General features: G+C 60.1%; 14 protein-coding genes. 4 read left to right on the top strand and 10 right to left on the bottom strand.

The features are described from left to right. Positions 1-4: 4 nt before the first annotated feature. The 8 genes from tssH to ACMGGN_RS09895 form a co-directional block, all read right to left on the bottom strand. Positions 5-2,602, bottom strand: a complete 2,598-nt coding sequence (gene tssH / locus ACMGGN_RS09930; protein WP_414156725.1) for a type VI secretion system ATPase TssH — start codon at positions 2,600-2,602, stop codon at positions 5-7. Further along, a complete protein-coding gene (tssG, locus tag ACMGGN_RS09925) occupies positions 2,599-3,669 on the bottom strand; it encodes a type VI secretion system baseplate subunit TssG (protein ID WP_414156724.1) in 1,071 nt (356 codons plus the stop codon). The genes tssH and tssG overlap by 4 nt, the downstream gene beginning before the upstream one ends. Next, a complete protein-coding gene (tssF, locus tag ACMGGN_RS09920) occupies positions 3,633-5,453 on the bottom strand; it encodes a type VI secretion system baseplate subunit TssF (protein ID WP_414156723.1) in 1,821 nt (606 codons plus the stop codon). Before tssF ends, tssG begins: the two co-directional genes overlap by 37 nt. Further along, on the bottom strand, positions 5,453-5,935 hold the full coding sequence (gene tssE / locus ACMGGN_RS09915) for a type VI secretion system baseplate subunit TssE (protein ID WP_012314368.1): 483 nt from the start codon (positions 5,933-5,935) through the stop codon (positions 5,453-5,455). Before tssE ends, tssF begins: the two co-directional genes overlap by 1 nt. A gap of 26 nt (positions 5,936-5,961) precedes the next feature. Further along, positions 5,962-7,464 carry a type VI secretion system contractile sheath large subunit gene (gene tssC / locus ACMGGN_RS09910; protein WP_012314369.1) on the bottom strand — a complete coding sequence of 501 codons (1,503 nt, stop codon included), beginning with the start codon at positions 7,462-7,464 and terminating at the stop codon, positions 5,962-5,964. A 14-nt stretch (positions 7,465-7,478) separates the two neighbouring features. Then, positions 7,479-8,012 carry a type VI secretion system contractile sheath small subunit gene (gene tssB, locus ACMGGN_RS09905; protein WP_012314370.1) on the bottom strand — a complete coding sequence of 178 codons (534 nt, stop codon included), beginning with the start codon at positions 8,010-8,012 and terminating at the stop codon, positions 7,479-7,481. A gap of 62 nt (positions 8,013-8,074) precedes the next feature. Beyond that, positions 8,075-8,824: a hypothetical protein gene (locus tag ACMGGN_RS09900; protein ID WP_414156722.1), complete on the bottom strand. Its 750-nt coding sequence runs from the start codon at positions 8,822-8,824 to the stop codon at positions 8,075-8,077. Positions 8,825-9,566: 742 nt separating this feature from the next. Next, positions 9,567-10,118 carry a hypothetical protein gene (locus ACMGGN_RS09895; RefSeq protein ID WP_046787629.1) on the bottom strand — a complete coding sequence of 184 codons (552 nt, stop codon included), beginning with the start codon at positions 10,116-10,118 and terminating at the stop codon, positions 9,567-9,569. A 130-nt stretch (positions 10,119-10,248) separates the two neighbouring features. Between ACMGGN_RS09895 and tri1 the strand changes: the two genes are divergently transcribed. Next, on the top strand, positions 10,249-11,364 hold the full coding sequence (tri1, locus tag ACMGGN_RS09890) for an ADP-ribosylarginine hydrolase Tri1 (RefSeq protein WP_414156721.1): 1,116 nt from the start codon (positions 10,249-10,251) through the stop codon (positions 11,362-11,364). Positions 11,365-11,929: 565 nt separating this feature from the next. Here the strand turns inward: tri1 and ACMGGN_RS09885 are convergent. Continuing rightward, positions 11,930-12,472 (bottom strand): hypothetical protein, encoded by a 543-nt coding sequence (locus tag ACMGGN_RS09885; RefSeq protein WP_414156720.1) that lies wholly within the window; start codon positions 12,470-12,472, stop codon positions 11,930-11,932. 871 nt (positions 12,473-13,343) lie between these two features. Further along, complete coding sequence (locus ACMGGN_RS09880) at positions 13,344-14,360, bottom strand: hypothetical protein (protein WP_012314376.1); 1,017 nt, start codon at positions 14,358-14,360, stop codon at positions 13,344-13,346. A 211-nt stretch (positions 14,361-14,571) separates the two neighbouring features. Between ACMGGN_RS09880 and tssI the strand changes: the two genes are divergently transcribed. Genes tssI through ACMGGN_RS09865 form a run of 3 tightly spaced genes read left to right on the top strand, consistent with a single transcriptional unit; the run spans position 14,572 to position 17,524 of the window. Then, complete coding sequence (gene tssI, locus ACMGGN_RS09875) at positions 14,572-16,425, top strand: type VI secretion system tip protein TssI/VgrG (RefSeq protein WP_039602380.1); 1,854 nt, start codon at positions 14,572-14,574, stop codon at positions 16,423-16,425. A 10-nt stretch (positions 16,426-16,435) separates the two neighbouring features. Continuing rightward, positions 16,436-17,020 carry a DcrB-related protein gene (locus ACMGGN_RS09870; RefSeq protein ID WP_039602379.1) on the top strand — a complete coding sequence of 195 codons (585 nt, stop codon included), beginning with the start codon at positions 16,436-16,438 and terminating at the stop codon, positions 17,018-17,020. 36 nt (positions 17,021-17,056) lie between these two features. Then, complete coding sequence (locus ACMGGN_RS09865; protein WP_039602378.1) at positions 17,057-17,524, top strand: DcrB-related protein; 468 nt, start codon at positions 17,057-17,059, stop codon at positions 17,522-17,524. The last annotated feature ends 1 nt before the right edge of the window (position 17,525 follow it).

Genomic DNA, 17,525 nt, shown 5'->3' with positions numbered 1-17,525 from the left:
TCGTTCAGGCCAGGCGATAGGCGAAATCGCCATCGCTGCCCAGCTCGATCGTCAAGCGCTCGATCGGCGCGTCCTGGGCCATGCGCTCGAGAACGTGCTGGGCAAGCTCGGGCATCAGGGTGCGGGACAGGATGTTGTCGATGTTGCGTGCGCCGCTGTCGACCTCGGTGCAACGTGCCGCGATGGCCTTGACCAGGGAGTCGTCGTAGCTCAGCTCAGCCTGGTGGTTGCGGGCGAAACGTTTGGCGATACGCTCGAGCTTGAGGGCAACGATGCGCTCGAGGATCTGGTCCTGCACCGGGTAGAACGGCACGATGTTCAGGCGGCCGAGGAAGGCCGGTTTGAAGACGTGGTTCAGCTCGTCGCGCAGGCCTTCGACGATGGCCTCGGGGGTGGGCAGCGTCTGGGCATTCAGGCAGGTCTGCATGATGCGCTCGGTGCCGGTGTTGGACGTGAGGATGATCACCGTGTTGCGGAAGTTGATCTCGCGGCCTTCGCCGTCGTCCAGCACGCCTTTGTCGAACACCTGGAAGAACAGCTCGAGCACGTCGGGGTGGGCCTTCTCCACCTCGTCGAGCAGCACCACGCTGTAGGGCTTGCGGCGCACGGCCTCGGTCAGCACGCCGCCTTCGCCGTAACCGACGTAGCCGGGTGGCGAGCCTTTGAGGCTCGACACGGTGTGGGCCTCCTGGTACTCGGACATGTTGATGGTGATCAGGTTGCGCTCACCGCCGTACAGGGTGTCGGCCAACGCCAGCGCGGTTTCGGTCTTGCCGACGCCGCTGGGGCCCAGCAGCAGGAACACGCCGATCGGTTTGTTCGGGTCTTCCATGCGGGCGCGGGAAATCTTGATGCGCTTGCCGATTTCGTGCAACGCGTGGTCCTGGCCCAGCACGCGTTCACCGAGCAGCGCAGGCAGGCGCTGCACGGTGTCGATCTCGTCACGCAGCATCTTGCCCAGCGGGATACCGGTCCAGCCGCTGATCACCTGGGCGATGGCGCCGGCATCGACCAAGGCGTGGACCAAGGGCTGGTCGCCCTGCACATTGCTCAGCTCGGCGCGCAGGGCGTTGAGCTGGACGGCGTCGGTGTCCTTGGCGCTGTCCAGGGCTTTGAGTTGCTCGACCAGGCCCAGCTCCTGCTGCCACTGGGCGCTCAGGCGCTGTTCGTGCTCCTGCTCGGCCTGCAGGGCGGCCTGCAGCTCGGCCAGGCGCCGGGCATGGTCGTGGCCCTTGCCGGCTTCGTGGTCGAGCACGGCGATTTCGGCCTGCAGGTTGTCGATATGGCGGCGGCAGTCTTCCAGCGCGCCGGGTTGCGACGACTGCGCCAGGGCGATGCGTGCGCAGGCGGTATCGAGCACGCTGACCGCCTTGTCGGGCAGCTGGCGGCCGGTGATGTAGCGGTTGGACAGGCGCACGGCCTGTACCAGTGCTTCGTCCATCACCGCCACCTTGTGGTGCTCGCGCATCTTGCCGAGCAGGCCGCGCAGCATGTGGATGGCCTTGTCTTCGTCAGGCTCCTCGACCTTGACTACCTGGAAGCGACGGGCGAGGGCGGCGTCTTTTTCGAAGTACTTCTTGTATTCGGCCCAGGTGGTGGCAGCGATGGTGCGCAGCTCGCCACGGGCCAGGGCTGGCTTGAGCAGGTTGGCGGCATCGTTCTGCCCGGCCTGGCCACCAGAGCCGATCAGGGTGTGGGCTTCGTCGATGAACAGGATGATCGGGTGCAGGCTGCGCTTGACCTCTTCGATCACCGCTTTGAGGCGGTTTTCGAACTCGCCCTTGACCCCGGCACCGGCCTGCAGCAGGCCCAGGTCGAGGGTGTGCACGGCGACGTCCTTGAGTGGGGCCGGCACATCGCCCTGGGCGATGCGCAAGGCCAGGCCTTCGACCACTGCGGTCTTGCCGACGCCGGCTTCGCCGGTGAGGATCGGGTTGTTCTGGCGGCGACGGGTGAGGATGTCGACCATCTGCCGCACTTCGAACTCGCGGCCAAGCACCGGGTCGATCCGGCCGTCCCGGGCGCTTTGGGTGAGGTTGACGGTGTACTGGTCCAGGGCCGGGGTCTTGCCGCCAACCTTGCCGGTGCCTGCCACTGGCGCCGAGGGGCTGGCCAAAGGGCTGGCGAGCCGGGATTCGGCACTGCCTTCGACCAGTGCGCTGAGGTTCAGGCGCAGGTCGTCGGCGTTGATCTTCTCAAGCTCCGGTGCTGAGGCGATGACCACCCGGCGCAGTTCGACGTCGTCGAGCAATGCTTGCAACAGGTGCGCACTGCGCACCTGGCCCACACCATACTCGATCGAGGCCAGTACCCAGGCCTGCTCGATCATGCGGGTGATGTGCGGGGACAGCGCCGGGGTGCGGGTGTTGCCCTTCTTGAAGGTACCCAGGGCGGTCACCAGTTGCGCCTGCAGGCGCTCGGCGACCACGTCGTAGTGGCGCAGGATCAGCGGCAGGTCACTGTCGCTGTTGTCCAGCAACTGCAGCAGCAGGTGTTCCACCTCGACGTCGTAGTGGTGCTCCGACAGGCACAGGGCCGCCGCGCTTTCAGTGGCCGTGCGGCTGGTTTCGTTAAGCTTGGCGAACAGAGACTTCAGGTTCACAAGGCGACCCCATCGTAAGGAATGTGGAAGACGGCGCAACGCGAAGGCTCCGCGTCACGGCCAGGGCGTTTGAGCCAGCCCAGCCAGCCCAGCGCGACATTGCCGCTGCGGCCCAGTTGGGCACGGGGCACGGCCTCGCGTTTGAGCAGCGGGGCGATTTCGAAATCGAGCTCGGCGCCTACATAGAAGCGCACCAGCTCGACCAGCTTGCGGTAGTCGTCGGTGCCAGGCTGGAACCGCCGGTAATCGGCCAACGCCAAGGGGCCGAGCTCGATACGGATGCACGACTGGTAGTCCCACACGCGGTTGCCGGCCACGGCGCTGAGGCCGAGCTGGGCGTTCTTGCGGCCAAGCTGGGTGCACTGTTTGGGCTGCAGGTTCAACCAACGGCCGGCGAACTGCCTGACCTTGATCGGCAGGGCGAAATAGAAGCCGAGCATCCGCTCCAGGTTCAGCGCGTTGCGTGGCTTCTGGCTGAGCAGCCCGGCAAAGTAGCTGAACAGCTCGCGGCGCAGCACCGGTTGCTGGCGTTCGAACTTCAGCTGCTGGGCGCGCGGGCCCAGGCCGACCAGGTTGAGCAGGTAGCCATCGAAGCCCGAGGTACCGTTGCGCTCGTGCTCGATATGGAATTTGTACTTCTGCCAGGCTTCGTAGAACAGCGTGGTCATGCGGTGCGAGAAGATGTCGAGAAACGCATGGGCGGCATCGTCGCGGTACTGCACGTGGCGCTCGAGCAGCAGCTCGGTGTACGGGCGAGGCAATACGCCCGACGGGCCTACCAGGCCCATGAAAGTGACCTGGACTTCCGACAGCGGCAGGCCGGCCGTCGACACCTTGCCCTCACGCTCGAACTGCAGGTCGCTGACCTCGCTGGCCGGAAACGCCAGCGACAGCTGAGTGCGGAAACGCAGCGGGTCTTCGTGCGGCCGGGTTGCCAGGTCCATGCGCCCGGTGCGGCTGTAGTGCAGGCGAAGCAGGCGCACCAATTGAAAGAATTCGAATCGGTGCGGCTCGGCTCTGGCTTGATCGATCAGACCAGGGGCTGATCGCCAGTACGTGCTGGCCATTGGACGACTCTCTTTTCTCGTTGTTGGGTACGCAGGGTCAGTTGGGTGAAGCTGTTCATCGAGCAGTACTGGCCAAAGAAGTGGTCTAGCACCATGGCGAACAGGAACACGCCGCTACCGGTGAACTGGCTTTCGTCGAAGGTCAGGGTGATGCCCACGCCGCGCACGAAATTCGGCCGCGGGTGGCCGATGCGCGCTACCACCGGCTCGCTGCTGATTGCCTTGATGCCATTGATCTGTTTGCGGATGGCCGAGACGTTGCGGTAGTTGTAAAGCGACAGCAGCTCGAGCAGCACTTCGCGGCCCTGGCTCACCAGCGACAGGTGGTTGAGCGACAGGTGCGCGATCAGCCGCCAGATCAGGCCTTTGCCCAGCGGGACGCGCACCGTGGCGGTGGGCTTGCGCAGGCAGCGGATGTCTTTGATCACCGAGTTGGCCGGGATGTTGAAATCACCGCGCTCGCCACCGAACGGCAGCAGCAGGGGTATATCACGGTTGCTGCAGGTCAGGCTGATGCTCAGGGTATCGCTGGTGCCGTCGATCAGCTCCAGGTCGCGGTCGACCACGCGGATGCTCATCGCCGTGGCATCGCCCTGGTTGCGCCGGCGGGCAATCCAGAAGCTGTTGTGCGGGTCTTGCTCGCCACGCGGCTCGAAGAACGGCTGGCAGGTGCCGACGTGGTCGATGCCACCGAGCTTGCGTACGCGCCGCACTCGGTCGATCGATACCACTTCCGCCGCGTTGTGCAGGCGAATGTCCGGGGTGACCGGGTATTCGTGCTGGGTGTGGGTGAGCTTGATCGGCTCGGCCTGCTGGCGGAACAGGTTGATGATCGGCGTGCAGTTGAGCTTGAAATTGTTGCGCCCGATGTTCTGGGCCAGCCGCGCCAGGCGCTCGCTGAGGTCGTAATCGTTGAAATAGAAGTTGATCTCGACCTGCTCGATGGCCTTGCCCTGCAGGATGCGGGCAAAACCTGAGAGGTCGAAGAACATGAATTTGTCGGGGAACGTGAAGTACTCGTGCAGCAGGCGGTAACCGAGGAACGAGCGCTCGGAGTAATCCACCAGACCTTCGTCGCGGGCATAACCCACCGCTTTCAGGGCATCGGCGGGCAGTGCGACTTCACGGCTGCGGCCTTCGTCCTGGAAGCTGAGTGTGGCCTTGGCGAGGTTGTTGAACAGCAGCTCGTAGAGCTGGTGCATCAGCGTTGCTTCGCCGTCGAGGAAGAAGCGCAGGCGGTCAAGCTCCATCTGGCCGAACAAGGCGTCGCCGGTGGCTTGCAGGCGGATGCGCAAGCGCGCCACCAGATCGGCGCTGTGGCCGTTGAAGGCCGAGCGTTCCATCTCGGTGAATGATGCCTGCTGCACGGCAACCGGCCACAGCTCCACCGGGTAGCAGGTGCGGAACTTGCAAACCACGCCTTCAACGGCATTGGCATGCATCTCGGTGTGCCGCGCCACGCGGTAGGCTTCGGTGACCTTCTCCTGCTTGCCAAGGCTAAGCTCGGCGATCGACATCGAGGGGGTAGGGCGCAGGTAGTGCGGGTACAGCACCTCAAGGAACGACTCGACAATCTCAGGGAACTCGTCATCGAGCTTTTTGTGCACCCGCGCCGAGAGGAACGAGAACGCCTCGATCAGGCGCTCGGTATGCGGGTCCTCACAGTTGTCGCCCTCGATCAGCAGCCGCGAGGCGATTTTCGGGTACTGCGCAGCAAACTCCTGGCCGAGGAAGCGCAGGTGCGACAGTTCCTTTTCGTAGTAGGGCAGCAGTTCGTCGAGCATCAGTTGAGGTTCTGCACTTTGTATTCTTGGGTGTTGACCTGCAGCACGGCGTCAAACGACACCTGGCGGCTGATGTCCTGCAGACGCAACACGGCGTCCACGCGGAAGGTCAACATGCGATGGCCGTTCTGCTGGGCCAGCAGCTGTACGCGCACCCGGCGAAAACGCCGGTCGCCGGTACTGATCGCGCGCTCCAGCTGTTGCTGGATCAGCCGCCGGTCGTGCGGGTCGAGCACGCTGCGGCTGATGAAGTCGGGCATGCCGTATTCAAGGATGGAGCCACCGAGCTGGCTGAAACCTTCGATCTGCTCGGCGACCAGGGACTGGCGGGTATTCACCAGCACCTCCAGGTCGCGCACGATGCTGGCCTTGTATTCGGCCAGCGAGCAGGTGCGCTGCACAGCCGGCTCGGCCGACTGAAACGGACGGTCGTCCAGCAGCCGGTCGAGCAGCGAGGGCAGCAGGCGGGCCTGATTACTCATGTGTCATCCTTGAACACGCAGGCCGGTCAGCCGCGAGCGCCTTGCGGCAGCTCTGCGACCAGGCGCAGCGAAGCGGTCAGTTCGTCGAGCTGGTAGTGCGGGCGCAGGTAGGTCACGGCCTTGTACACACCTGGCTTGCCTGGCACCTCGAACACTTCGGCACGGGCTTCGCGCAGCGGGAACTTGGCCTTGGCTTCCTGGCTGGCGGTGTCGTCAAGCAGTACATAGCTGGCCAGCCACTGGTTGAGGAAACGCTCGACGTCCATGCGCGAGGCGAAGCTGCCAATCTTGTCGCGCATGATCGCCTTCATGTAGTGGGCAATGCGCGAGGTGGCGAAGATGTACTGCAGCTGCGCCGACAGGCGTGCGTTGGCATTGGCGATGTCGGTGTTGTACTGCTTCTGCTTCTGCGCCGACTGGGTGCCGAAGAACGCGGCGTAGTCGGTGCCTTTGCAGTGCACCAGCGGGATGAAGCCAAGGTCCGACAGCTCTTTTTCACGGCGGTCGGTGATGGCGATCTCAGTTGGGCATTTGAGGGCAATTTCGCCGTCATCGGTCTTGAAGGTGTGGGTTGGCAGGCCTTCTACCAGGCCGCCACCTTCGACACCGCGGATGGCCACGCACCAGCCGTAACGCGAGAAGGCATCGGTGACGCGGGTGCCCAGGGCGTAGGCGGCGTTCATCCACAGGTACTTGTTGTGGTCACGGCCGTCGACGCTTTCGACGAAGTTGAATTCTTCCACCGGGGTGGTATCAGGGCCATATGGCAGGCGGCCGAGCACGTGCGGCAGGGTCAGGCCGACATAGCGCGAGTCCTCCGAGGCGCGGAACGACTTCCACTTGGCGTATTCGACCGTGTCGAAGATTTTCGCCAGGTCACGCGGGCCGGACATGTCGGTGAACGAGTCCCAGCCAAACAGCTCGGGCGATGCGGCCGAAATGAATGGCGCATGGGCCGCGGCGGCCACGTGCGAGATCTCTTCGAGCAGGTACATGTCTTCGGGGTTGCGGTTGAATTCGTAGTCACCGATCAGCATGCCGAACGGGGCGCCACCGAAGGTGCCGTACTCTTCTTCGTATACCTTCTTGAACAGCGCGCTCTGGTCGAATTCGCTGGCGGCCTTGAGGTCGCGCACCAAGTCCTTCTTCGAGGCGTTGAGCAGGTGGATCTTCAGCGTGGTGCTGGTTTCGGTCTGGTCGACCTGGTACTTCAGGCCGCGCCACGAGGCTTCCAGCTGCTGGAATTCGCGGGCGTGCATGATCTCGTTCATCTGCTCGGAGAGCATCGAGTCGATCTCGGCGATGCGCGCGTCGAGCACGGCGATCAGGTCCTTGCTCGGGGTCATCTCGCCCTCGAGCACCTGGTTGACCAGCTCTCCGATCAGGTCACGGGTGCGGTTGCGCTCGGTGTCGGAGCGGGCCACACGGCTTTGCGAAATGATGCTGTCGAGCAGCGAGGCCTGCGGGGCGAAGGTTTCCACCTCGACCAGGTCGGTGTCCTGTTGTGGCAGTGTTTGCTTGTCGGTCATCGTCTGGCTCCTGCTTACTCTTTGCCATCGGCGGCGGGTACGGCGGCTTCGCGACCGAATTCCTTGCCCAGGGTTTTCAGCTTCTCGGTGTTCTGCAGCACGTCCATCAGCAGCTCTTCGAGCTTGTCGTTGCCGCCCATCTTGTTACGCAGGTCGGCCAGCTTGTTGCGCACTTCCAAGAGCTTGCGCAGCGGCTCGACTTGCTTCACCACGTTCTGTGGCTCGAAGTCTTCCATGCTGTTGAAGTTCAGCTCCACGCCCAGCTGGGTGCCGTTTTTGGCCAGGGTGTTGTCGACGCGGTAGGTCAGGCGCGGCTTGATGCCTTTGAGCACGCCGTTGAAATTGTCGCGGTCGATGAAGACGAACTTGCGGTCCTTGAGCTTGGGCAAGGGCTCCAGCGGGTTGCCGGAAAAATCGCCCAGCACGCCAACGACAAAGGGCAGCTCCTTTTTCTCGATCGCATCACCGATGTCCACGTCGTAAGTGATGTGAACCCGCGGCGCGCGAACGCGGTCGAGTTTGTGCTGGGTACTTTCCTTCTTCGCCATCGTGTTCTCCAGTGCGAGCAATTCGCTGCGAATCATGGCGCGGCCCGGCGGGGGCCTGCGCGTTACAGTCCTTCGATCGTCAGCAGCAGGCGCTGACGGATTTCGTCGTTCATTTCCAGAATGTTGTCGCGGCCCACCAGCTCTTCGAAACTGGTGTTGCCGGCAATTTGCGTGCTGCTACGGATGACCGAATCGTCGGGAAGTTCCGAACGCACCGGCGAGCTGATGACGCAGAAGGGCAGGTCACCCATGCCCTTGAGGCGTTCGAAGCTCAAGCCAAAGCGCAGGCCTTCGAACAGGCGGCCAAGGCCAGGCGACTTGCTCAGGCAGTAGAACAGCACCAGGTAGTGCACCACGAAGCGGTACAGCTCGGCTCTGCTGCGGTTGGGGTCGTGGATGACATTGCGAAAGCGCGCCAGCTCAAAGCCCTGAAAACCCACGACCCAGCGCACGGGGCTGGTGATGCGGATGACCTGGCCGCTGGGGACCAGGGCCTTGTCGTATTCCAGGGGGAACAGTTCGGGGGTGGTGCTGATGAGGTTGAGCGGCACTTCCAGCTCGCTGACCAGCTGGAAGGGCGCGGCCGAGCCGATGCGCTCGTAGAGTTCGATAAGCGACTGGAAGTGGCCCTGGGTTTCGCGCCCGCTGCTGCGTTGCGCCCCCTGCAGGTATTCACCGAACAGCGTTTGCGGACGGATCAGCGGCGCCGCGGTGGCGAGGTAATCGGCCGCCTGCGCCTTGAGCGCATCGGAGATTGCCCGCGTTTGGCTACGCAGCTTGATCAGTGCTTCGACATCAAACGTCTGTGTCATCGGTACATCGTCCATGAGCCTTTTTAATCGTCCTGATACGCCGCTGGCGTGGACTGGAAACTCGGTACTGGCACATGAATATCGTGTTGCCAGTAATGCCGTGTAGGGCACCCTGCTGTAGGAGAAGTTCCCGCCGGGGCAGCGATTTTTTCCCTGTTTGTGACGCGGCGCAATGATGTCGTATTGATATTGGCCAGGGGTTTTGGGGGCGTAAAATCTGGGCTTGGGCCCGTGGGGAAGGGGTTTTGGGTGAGGGAAAACAGCTGAAAAAGAGATTGGAAAATATTTTTCAAAAGGTGAAGCAGGTCGCATTTCTGGTTGGGTCGGGCGGTGAAGCAAGGGCTTTACGGCGGGCCTTTCAATGATGGCAATGCGACGGAATACGCCGCATGTAGCAGGCGGTGGCGAGGTTTTTATGATCCAAGAGCCGGCATCTTTGAGCTGCGTGTTCGACAGGATGACTGGCACGGGCTGCGCCCGTGATCGCCGGCAAGCCGGCCACGGGGAGGGGGTGTAGGCTTTGGATATTTGACTCAGGCCGCTATTGGCACGCTGGTCGCAACCGCTTGTGCGTCATCAGCGCCGACGATTGTGGCACCGCTTGCCTGGCGCTTTTCCAGTATTGATGAGATTTATCCAAGGGCAGTCCACACCCCTGTGGGAGCCGGCTTGCCGGCGATCACCGGCAAAGCCGGTGCCATCCCCCCTCGATCGTGTCGTTCGGCGGCAGGTTGGGGCGTTGCTACCTACCGTCCACCTGGACGCAAATAGTCTTGTTCCCGACAACTTTGCATGGCCAATGGTCGTTGATGTAGGAATCGGGCGTAAAGCATATGCGCTCATCGTTCACCCAGAACATCTGCCATGCGGAGCCTGAAATACGGAGCTTTGGGCAAGACCAGTAGCCCTTCGCAGAGAGTGTGGCCGTGGTCGCAATGATCATGGCCGGGGCGGCGCAGCACATTATCGCGAACATCAACTGCAACGACCGGATTTCGAACGTGTGAAGCCTGGACTTTTTGGGCGGGTCGAATTTCTGACCGGTCCATGCCGCGAAGGCGCAGACAACGAGCGAGTAGGGCGTCCCCGGAATCGCCGCGAGTACGAAAAAACTCATGAGCGGCGTTTCCACAACGGGTGCATTTCTGTAGAGGCGGCCATACAGCGGCAGCAGTTCGGCCCACAGTACGTAGAACGCAAGTGCGCACACCGCTAGCATGCACAGCGCAAAGCCGATGGCCACGCAGCGAAAGAGCAGCGGGGATCTGACATGGAGTTCGGGATGAGATTTCATGATGACGTCAGCGTTCCTTGCTGTGCTTGATCGTTGATTATGCCAGCTCCTGTCTGGAGCTGTTGTCAGGGGCTGGCCAGGTCAGCAAAATGGGCCGATGGATGAGAGCAAGCCTTTGCAAGGAGCCAGCATGATCGACCTGAGAAGTCCGGACGCAGTCCTGAGCGAATACGCCCAGCGCTACATCGACCTGGTCCCCGACGTATCCCCCCAGTTACAGCAGCGCATGGAGTACATATACGATCCAGACGCGCCCATATTGCCACGCATCAAGCCAGTCTGGCTTAGCGACAGGCCTTGCACGCTTTCACGCGAACAAGCACTCGACCGCGCACAGGGCGCACTGCTGGGCCTGGCAATCGGTGATGCGGTGGGGACCACACTGGAGTTTCAGCGCCGCGGTCAGGGCCAAGTTACAGACATGGTCGGTGGTGGCCCATTCCGTCTGGCGCCCGGCCAGTGGACCGACGATACCAGCATGGCGCTGTGCCTGGCCGATACTTACGAGGCCAAGGGCAGGTTCGATTTCGCGACTTTTGCAGACGCACTGGTGCGTTGGTATCGCCAGGGCGAGAACAGCGTCAATGGGCGCTGTTTCGACATCGGCAATGTCACTCGGCGCGCGCTCGAAGGGTGGGAAACTGAAGGGCTTGCTTGGCAAGGGAATGCCGAGCCCTCGGCTGCTGGCAACGGTTCGTTGATCAGGCTTGCGCCCACTGCCATTTTTCGGCGCCACTCGCTCTCGGCGACTTGGGGAGAAAGTGTCACGCAGAGCACGGTCACGCACAGCGCGCCCGAAGTGCTGCAGTGCTGTAGCCTGTTCGGCGCGCAGTTGCATCTGGCCCTCAATGGCGCCGACAAACACGAGGCGTTGGCAGCCAAAGTGCGCCCGCTGAAGTCTCGGCCGCGGATCATCAATGCCGGCGAATACAAGCTCAAGTCACGAGAGCAGATTCGCTCTTCCGGCTATGTGGTCGACACCCTCGAAGCAGCGCTCTGGGCGGTTTGGCACACCGACAATTTCAAGGATGCGATTCTGCTCGCGGCCAACCTTGCCGACGATGCCGACAGCGTGGCCGCCACGGCGGGGCAGTTGGCGGGTGCCTTGTACGGGGTATCGGGAATGCCGCCCGAGTGGGTAGCCAAGGTGGCCTGGTCGCAGCGTATATGTCACTTGGCAAGGCACTTGTTTGAGCATTCGCCGGCAACTGACGAACTCGATGAGTTGGTGTATGACGACAACTAATGTTCAAGCCTTCCTATGGTGAACGGCTGGCGGCACGGGATCTCGCGTCACCACGTTGAGGTACGAATCACTACCAGGTTTGCTGCTTTGGACAAGGGGGCTTCGGGGTGTTGCTCAACACCCGGATAGGAGTGTCATTTGCAACCCCGCTGTTGATGATCAGGCAAAATACTTTAGAAATAGTCTTATGTTTACCACGGATAGATTTTTTGCAAAAATTTGGTCGGTCTGGATGCTGACCGTGATAGTCGCCGTGCTTATGATCGGTGTGACTCCAAATTTTTCGCTATACCGGCCGTCGGTGTGATGATAGCGATGACATTGTGGTGCATAAACTGTGCTTATCGCAGTGAACACTAGCGGCCACGTATTCCACCCGCCAGGAGTGCGTCCGAGTTGGTGGGAACTTTTGTTTGAAACCCCCATGAATTGCAGCATGCTACTTTTGCCAGGCCGGTAATATGCCAATCCGTACGCCACCAACGCCAGCGCGGTGGTAGCCAAGCCAAGAGCAAGTGCGGGCCCTGCATCCAGGCAATCGTGCCCGAGGGGCCTCAGGCTTTCGCTACTCGTCCATGTTAATGCAAAGTTTTTTGCCGTCTATATTTTTGCAGCGCCATCGATTTTCGGTATAGCTGTCCGGTTTAAAACAAAAGCCGGGATGGTTTACCCAGTACGTCTGCCATGCCGATCCCGATTTTCTGAGTTGCGGGCAGGTTGTATAGTCTAATGCGTTGAGTGCAATTGTCGTGCTGATAGCAGTGAGTGGTGCAAGGCCTATGAGTGAATAGACTGAGGCCTTCATCAGGCCTGTCTGAAGTTTCGCAAGCGCGGATTTTTCCGGTGGATCAAATCGTTTGCCTGTCCATATGGCGAATGCGCTGGCTACTGTACAGGCAAGCATAACGGGTGGTGCCATGATGAGGCCGAAAGCCATGTATGGGACCTCGATGGCCGAGGCGCGACGCCACATTTGTCCATATATTGGCAGGGCATGTGCAATCAACCAGTACGTAGCGAATACCCCTACTGTCGCACAGAGCAAAAGTGTCAAGGCAGCGAGCAGTCTGAATTTAAGAGAGGCAAATGCCGGGCTGTTAGAATTCATTTCCAATGCTCAGAGCTTGGGAAGGATCATGGTCAGATCAGCGAGAGTCAGCGCTTGGCCATTGCGCCTGAAGCTAGGCGAGTGGGTCGACTATACGAGTACGGCGCTTTGCTTGGCAGCGACCTGCGATGACGAGTACAGGCCCGATTATGCGGTGCGCGAACTGTTCTTGCACAGAGCATTATTGATGCTCGGGCCGCCAACATGAATTTCCCTCGGCTTCCTGCAGGACCTTAAATAGGCGGGTACTTTCCATGGATTATATCTTGAGATACGCCCTCCGGAGCTTCGTAGCCCATCTCAAGAATTAGTTACCGACCCTCAAACTGTACGCATACATTTTTATCCCCGATACGCTTACATGGTTGGTTGTCGTCAGTGTAGGAGTCAGGTTTGAAGCAGTACCGCGCATCGTTCACCCAATACACTTTCCACGCCGACCCGGAGATCAGCAACTTTTGACATGGCGTGTATCCCTTCGCCCATAAACCTAGTGTTACAAGTATCGCCAGTGCCGGCGCTATACAAATCATTGACCATAGTGTCAATTTATAAGATTGATACTGGAATCGGTAAAGGCGAGAGTTGATGGGTGGGTCAAATTTTTTGGCGCGCCAGCATGCGTAAGCGGAGGTTATGATAAGTATTGGGCTAACAGTGCACATGGCAATGAGCATAAACCCCAAATAAGGCGTGACTACAATGGGTGTATCTGTAAATAGACTGCCGAATAACGGCAGTATGTCGCTTGCAAGCCAGCGGGCCGAAAGGAAGCCTAAAGCGGCAGTCAATAGGCAGGTAATAAAAGCCACGAGGCGGAAAATATAGGGTGAGCGCTCGTGAAATTCATAGGGGCGATGTGTGGTCATTGTTAGAACTTTGGTAGATTGAAAGTCGGGAGGGAGGGCATGGACGGTAGCTCAGGCAAAGACGGCCACCCCGGTAAATTGAGGTCTCCAGGTTGCAATTTTCGAAGTGCCCAGCGCTTGGCCTCGCTATAGAGGTTCTCCGCAATCTCACCAACAATGTTGGTGACGGTTTCCTCTGCGTATTTTTGCATGTCCTCAACGCTGATGCGGCTGGCCTGCTGCTGTAAATATTGAATATTATCCACGGCGTAGCGGAGGCCGGCTTTAACAGAATTTTTTATCCCGTATTCGGTGTCGAGTACGTTAAGCCCCCAGCCCACTGCGAACACCACAGCCGCACCCGCGATCACCGGTGCGGCGGCGAAAGTGGCCATTGTGCCAAGGGCCAGTCCAACGGCATATCCCACTGCTGTTGCGATCCCTGCTTTGACCAACTCCACCCCGATACCACCAAACAAGTCACTCATCACGTGCTCGTCGCCAAACACCCACTCCGCCACTTCGATACCGACGGCAACATAGCAGGAGAGCCTGAGCGCCTTGAGGGAGGAACCGCGAACACCGTATTTGCCGATGCCCATGCTGATCAGTTTCGCGTTCTGAATACCATAGCGCGGCGCATTGAGCGTTTTGCGCAATCCAGGGTAACCCGTGATGATCACGTACTGCTTACCCTTGTACACGGTGTGGCGCACCTTGGTGAGTAAGCCACCCATATCTCTAACGAAAGAAGCCGCATTGCGTGCATCCCAGGCGGCCATGGCTGCGGGAACGCCCCATGTGGTATTGACAAACGTGTGAGGCAGCCCGTTGTAGGCTGACTTGACGCTTTGCCCGATGCCGCTCAGCAGGTCGCCCTGTGTGCGAGTGCATACCTGCGGAGGCTGTGTCACGGCGTGTGCTTGTTGTGTGGAGCGGGCCTGAGCCTGGAAAGCTTCTATCGGCATCATCACCACTTCCATGTGGTTAGAATCCATCTCCCGGTCAAGTTGGCTGAGTTGGCTTTCACTCACGCTCATCGCGGTTCTCCCTGAAAAATTCGCTATGTGCTGCCTCATGGCTAAGCGCAGGGAGCCTACACCCCAGACGTGAGCGAGAGCAAACTGATGGTCATGATCTCATGTGGTTTCAGCTTTGGCGAAAGGGAGGTGGCTTAATGGCATCATTTGACAGCACCAGCGAACCACGTTTTCATTGGTAGATTTCCAGCTTGATGCAGGATGCATTGAAATGATTACGGACGCCCTCGAGTCGATGCTCACGCAGAATAAACGCCTGTTCACTTTCGACTCACCTTTGCCTCCCGAACAAGAGCTTCAACTGCTTAGCTTCAGCGGCCGCGAGGCGATTTCGGAACTGTTCAGCTTCCAGGCAGAACTCATCTCCCAAGATGCTCGGATCGAGCTCAAGAAACTCATTGGCAAGAAGGTAACTGTAGGCATCGCGCTTGCCGATGGGAGCACCAGATACCTCAGTGCGCATGTTTCTGACTTCGTGCATACCGGTGCCGATGGGGGCGTTGCTAACTACAGCGCAGAGCTCGTGCCGTGGATCTGGATTCTCAGCCGTCGCCGTGATTCGCGCATCTTCCAAGACAAGACCACCGAGCAGATCGTCAAGGAAGTCTTCGATTACTACCTGACCTTGGCCGACCACGAATTCCGCCTGAGCCAACCGCTCAAACCGATCAGCTACTGTACGCAGTATCAGGAATCTGACCTGAATTTCGTGCTGCGTATGCTTGAGCAGGAAGGGCTGTTCTTCACCTTCGAGCATTCTAAGGAAGGTCATCGCATGATTATCAGCGATGACAGCAGCATTCTTCCGCAGCTGGAGCGTCAGCCGCTGATCCGTTACCACAGTGCTTCGGTTACCGAAACTGCAGATTCGATCACCGCCTGGTCTTCGGCGCGGCGGATGCAGCCAACGCGCTTGGCTCTAAAGTCGTTCGACTACAAGCAGCCTGCCAACCCGCATTTGGTACAGCTCAATTCCGTCAACCAGCAGGGCGAGGTCGGCCAGTACGAAGTCTTCGAATACGAAGGCCTTTACGGTTACGCCGATTCAGACGAGGGCCTGCGCAAGGCTCGGCGTCGGCTGGAGGCAATAGAGGTGGACGGCAAGACATTCCATGGCAAGAGCAATTGCCGCGCCATGGAGCCGGGTCGTTACTTCGAGCTTAGCCAGCATTACGATCACGACAACGACACTCCGGACGATCGCCAGTTTCTTCTGCTGTCCGTCACTCACTGGGGGCGTAACAATTACGCCAATGACGGTGAAGCAGGGTATGGGAACAGCTTTACCTGTATCCGTCGCAAAATTCCGTTCCGCCCCTCATTGAGCACGCCTAGGGCAGGCATCTCCGGGCCCCAAACAGCCATTGTCGTCGGCCCGCCCGGCGAAGAGATCTATACCGACGAACTGGGGCGTGTGAAGCTGCAGTTCCACTGGGACCGCAACGGCGAGTTCAACGACCAGAGTTCCTGCTGGGTACGCGTCGCCCAGTCCGGTGCCAGCGGCGGCTTCGGCAGCATTTTGATCCCCCGCGTCGGCGACGAAGTGGTGGTGGTGTTCCTCGACGGCAATCCCGACCGCCCGCTGATCATGGGTAGCCTGTACAACAGCAGCAACACCCCGCCCTGGTCGTTGCCGGCGAACAAGACCCAGAGTGGCTTCCTGACCCGCTCGATGAAAGGCGACGGCGGTACCGCGAACTTCTTCCGCTTCGAAGACAAGGCCGGCGCCGAGCAGATCATCATGCACGCCGAGCGCAACATGGACACCGAGATCGAACTGGATGAGACCCATGATGTGGGGAACAACCGGACGATCACGGTGGGCGGCGCGCACACTGAGACCATCAAGGACAACACGGTGGTCAACGTCAAGGAAGGGTCATACACCCTGCAGGTAGATAACCAGTTCATTCAGGTGGGCGCCAAGCAGCACATCATCCTCCAGGTAGGGGAAAGCAGCATCAAGTTGACGCCGGAAGGCATAGAAATCAAAGGCAAGGTCATTACCACGACCAGTACCGATACCACGCAGATCACCGGCGCGGCAGTGCGGATCAACGACTGAGGGCAGGCCGATGTACAAACCCTCCATCTACGACCGCATTTCTGCCAAGCGTGAAGCGCAGCAAGAGGCCGCGCGCCTCGCCGAGCTGGCCGAGCTTGCGGCCAACCCTGAGCCAGTGCCAGAGCCCGAACCGGTGCCTGTCGCCTTGCAGGACGTTACCAGCAGCTTCACCTTCGGTGGCTTCAATCTGGCGTTCCCGACGGCTTATCGATTCCGTGATATCCAGACCACCCTCGAGCATGAAGGTGAACCGGTCACGCTCAACATTCGCCGCCGTGATGTGCGCGCCAGGCAAACCTTGGAGCAACTGTTCGACGCCGCGATCCAGGCCTTGCGCGAAATGAACCCGCAGTTGCGGGTGATTCGCCAGCAAGATTGCCGCGTCGCGGGTAACCCGGCCAAGGCCGTGGACTTTCATTTCAACGCTGGGCACGAAACCCGGCACGGTCGCCTGGTGGGGGCGCTGGTACCTGTTACCGGCAGCGACAATCTGCAATGGCTGGACATTTCTTGCGTGATCGACCCGACCAAGCCTGGCCTGAGCCTGTGGCTCGCCGACTTTGACCGCATGCTCGATGGCCTGGCACTGCGCTGACCCATCCCCAATTTTGCTATCAGGAATTTTTATCGCATGGACTATGAGTTGCAAGAAGGCGGGATCTCGCTGCCGGACGGGTTTGATGACCGCACTGTAAACATGTTCGTTCTCGGTGCCAGTGTGCCAGCGCCCTTGAGCATCACCATTTCGCGCGACACGCTGTTGCCCGACGAAGCACTGCAGGCTTACGTCGATCGACAGATCAAGATGCTCACGTCCAAGCTGCGCGGATACACGCGCATGGGCAACAAAGCCGTTGCGCTGTCGACCACCGCACCTATCCCAGGCATCCAGATCGACGCTTACTACATGAACCAGGGCCGCCCGCTGTATCAGCGCCAGGCAGCCTTCCTGATCAGCCCCGGGCGTGCGCTGATCTTCTCGACCACCGCACAGGCAGATTTCAGCCCTCAGCAGAACGAGGACTGGGCAAACCTGCTGGCCAGCTTCACCCCGCGCAACCCCGTCGTGACCAGCGCCGAGCCCGGCGAGCAGGAGTAAC

Source organism: Pseudomonas sp. BNK-30 (assembly GCF_047456185.1).
Classification (GTDB): Bacteria; Pseudomonadota; Gammaproteobacteria; order Pseudomonadales; family Pseudomonadaceae; genus Aquipseudomonas; species Aquipseudomonas putida_E.
The sequence above is the reverse complement of the archived record's forward strand: the minus strand, read 5'-3'. Positions and strand labels throughout refer to the sequence as shown.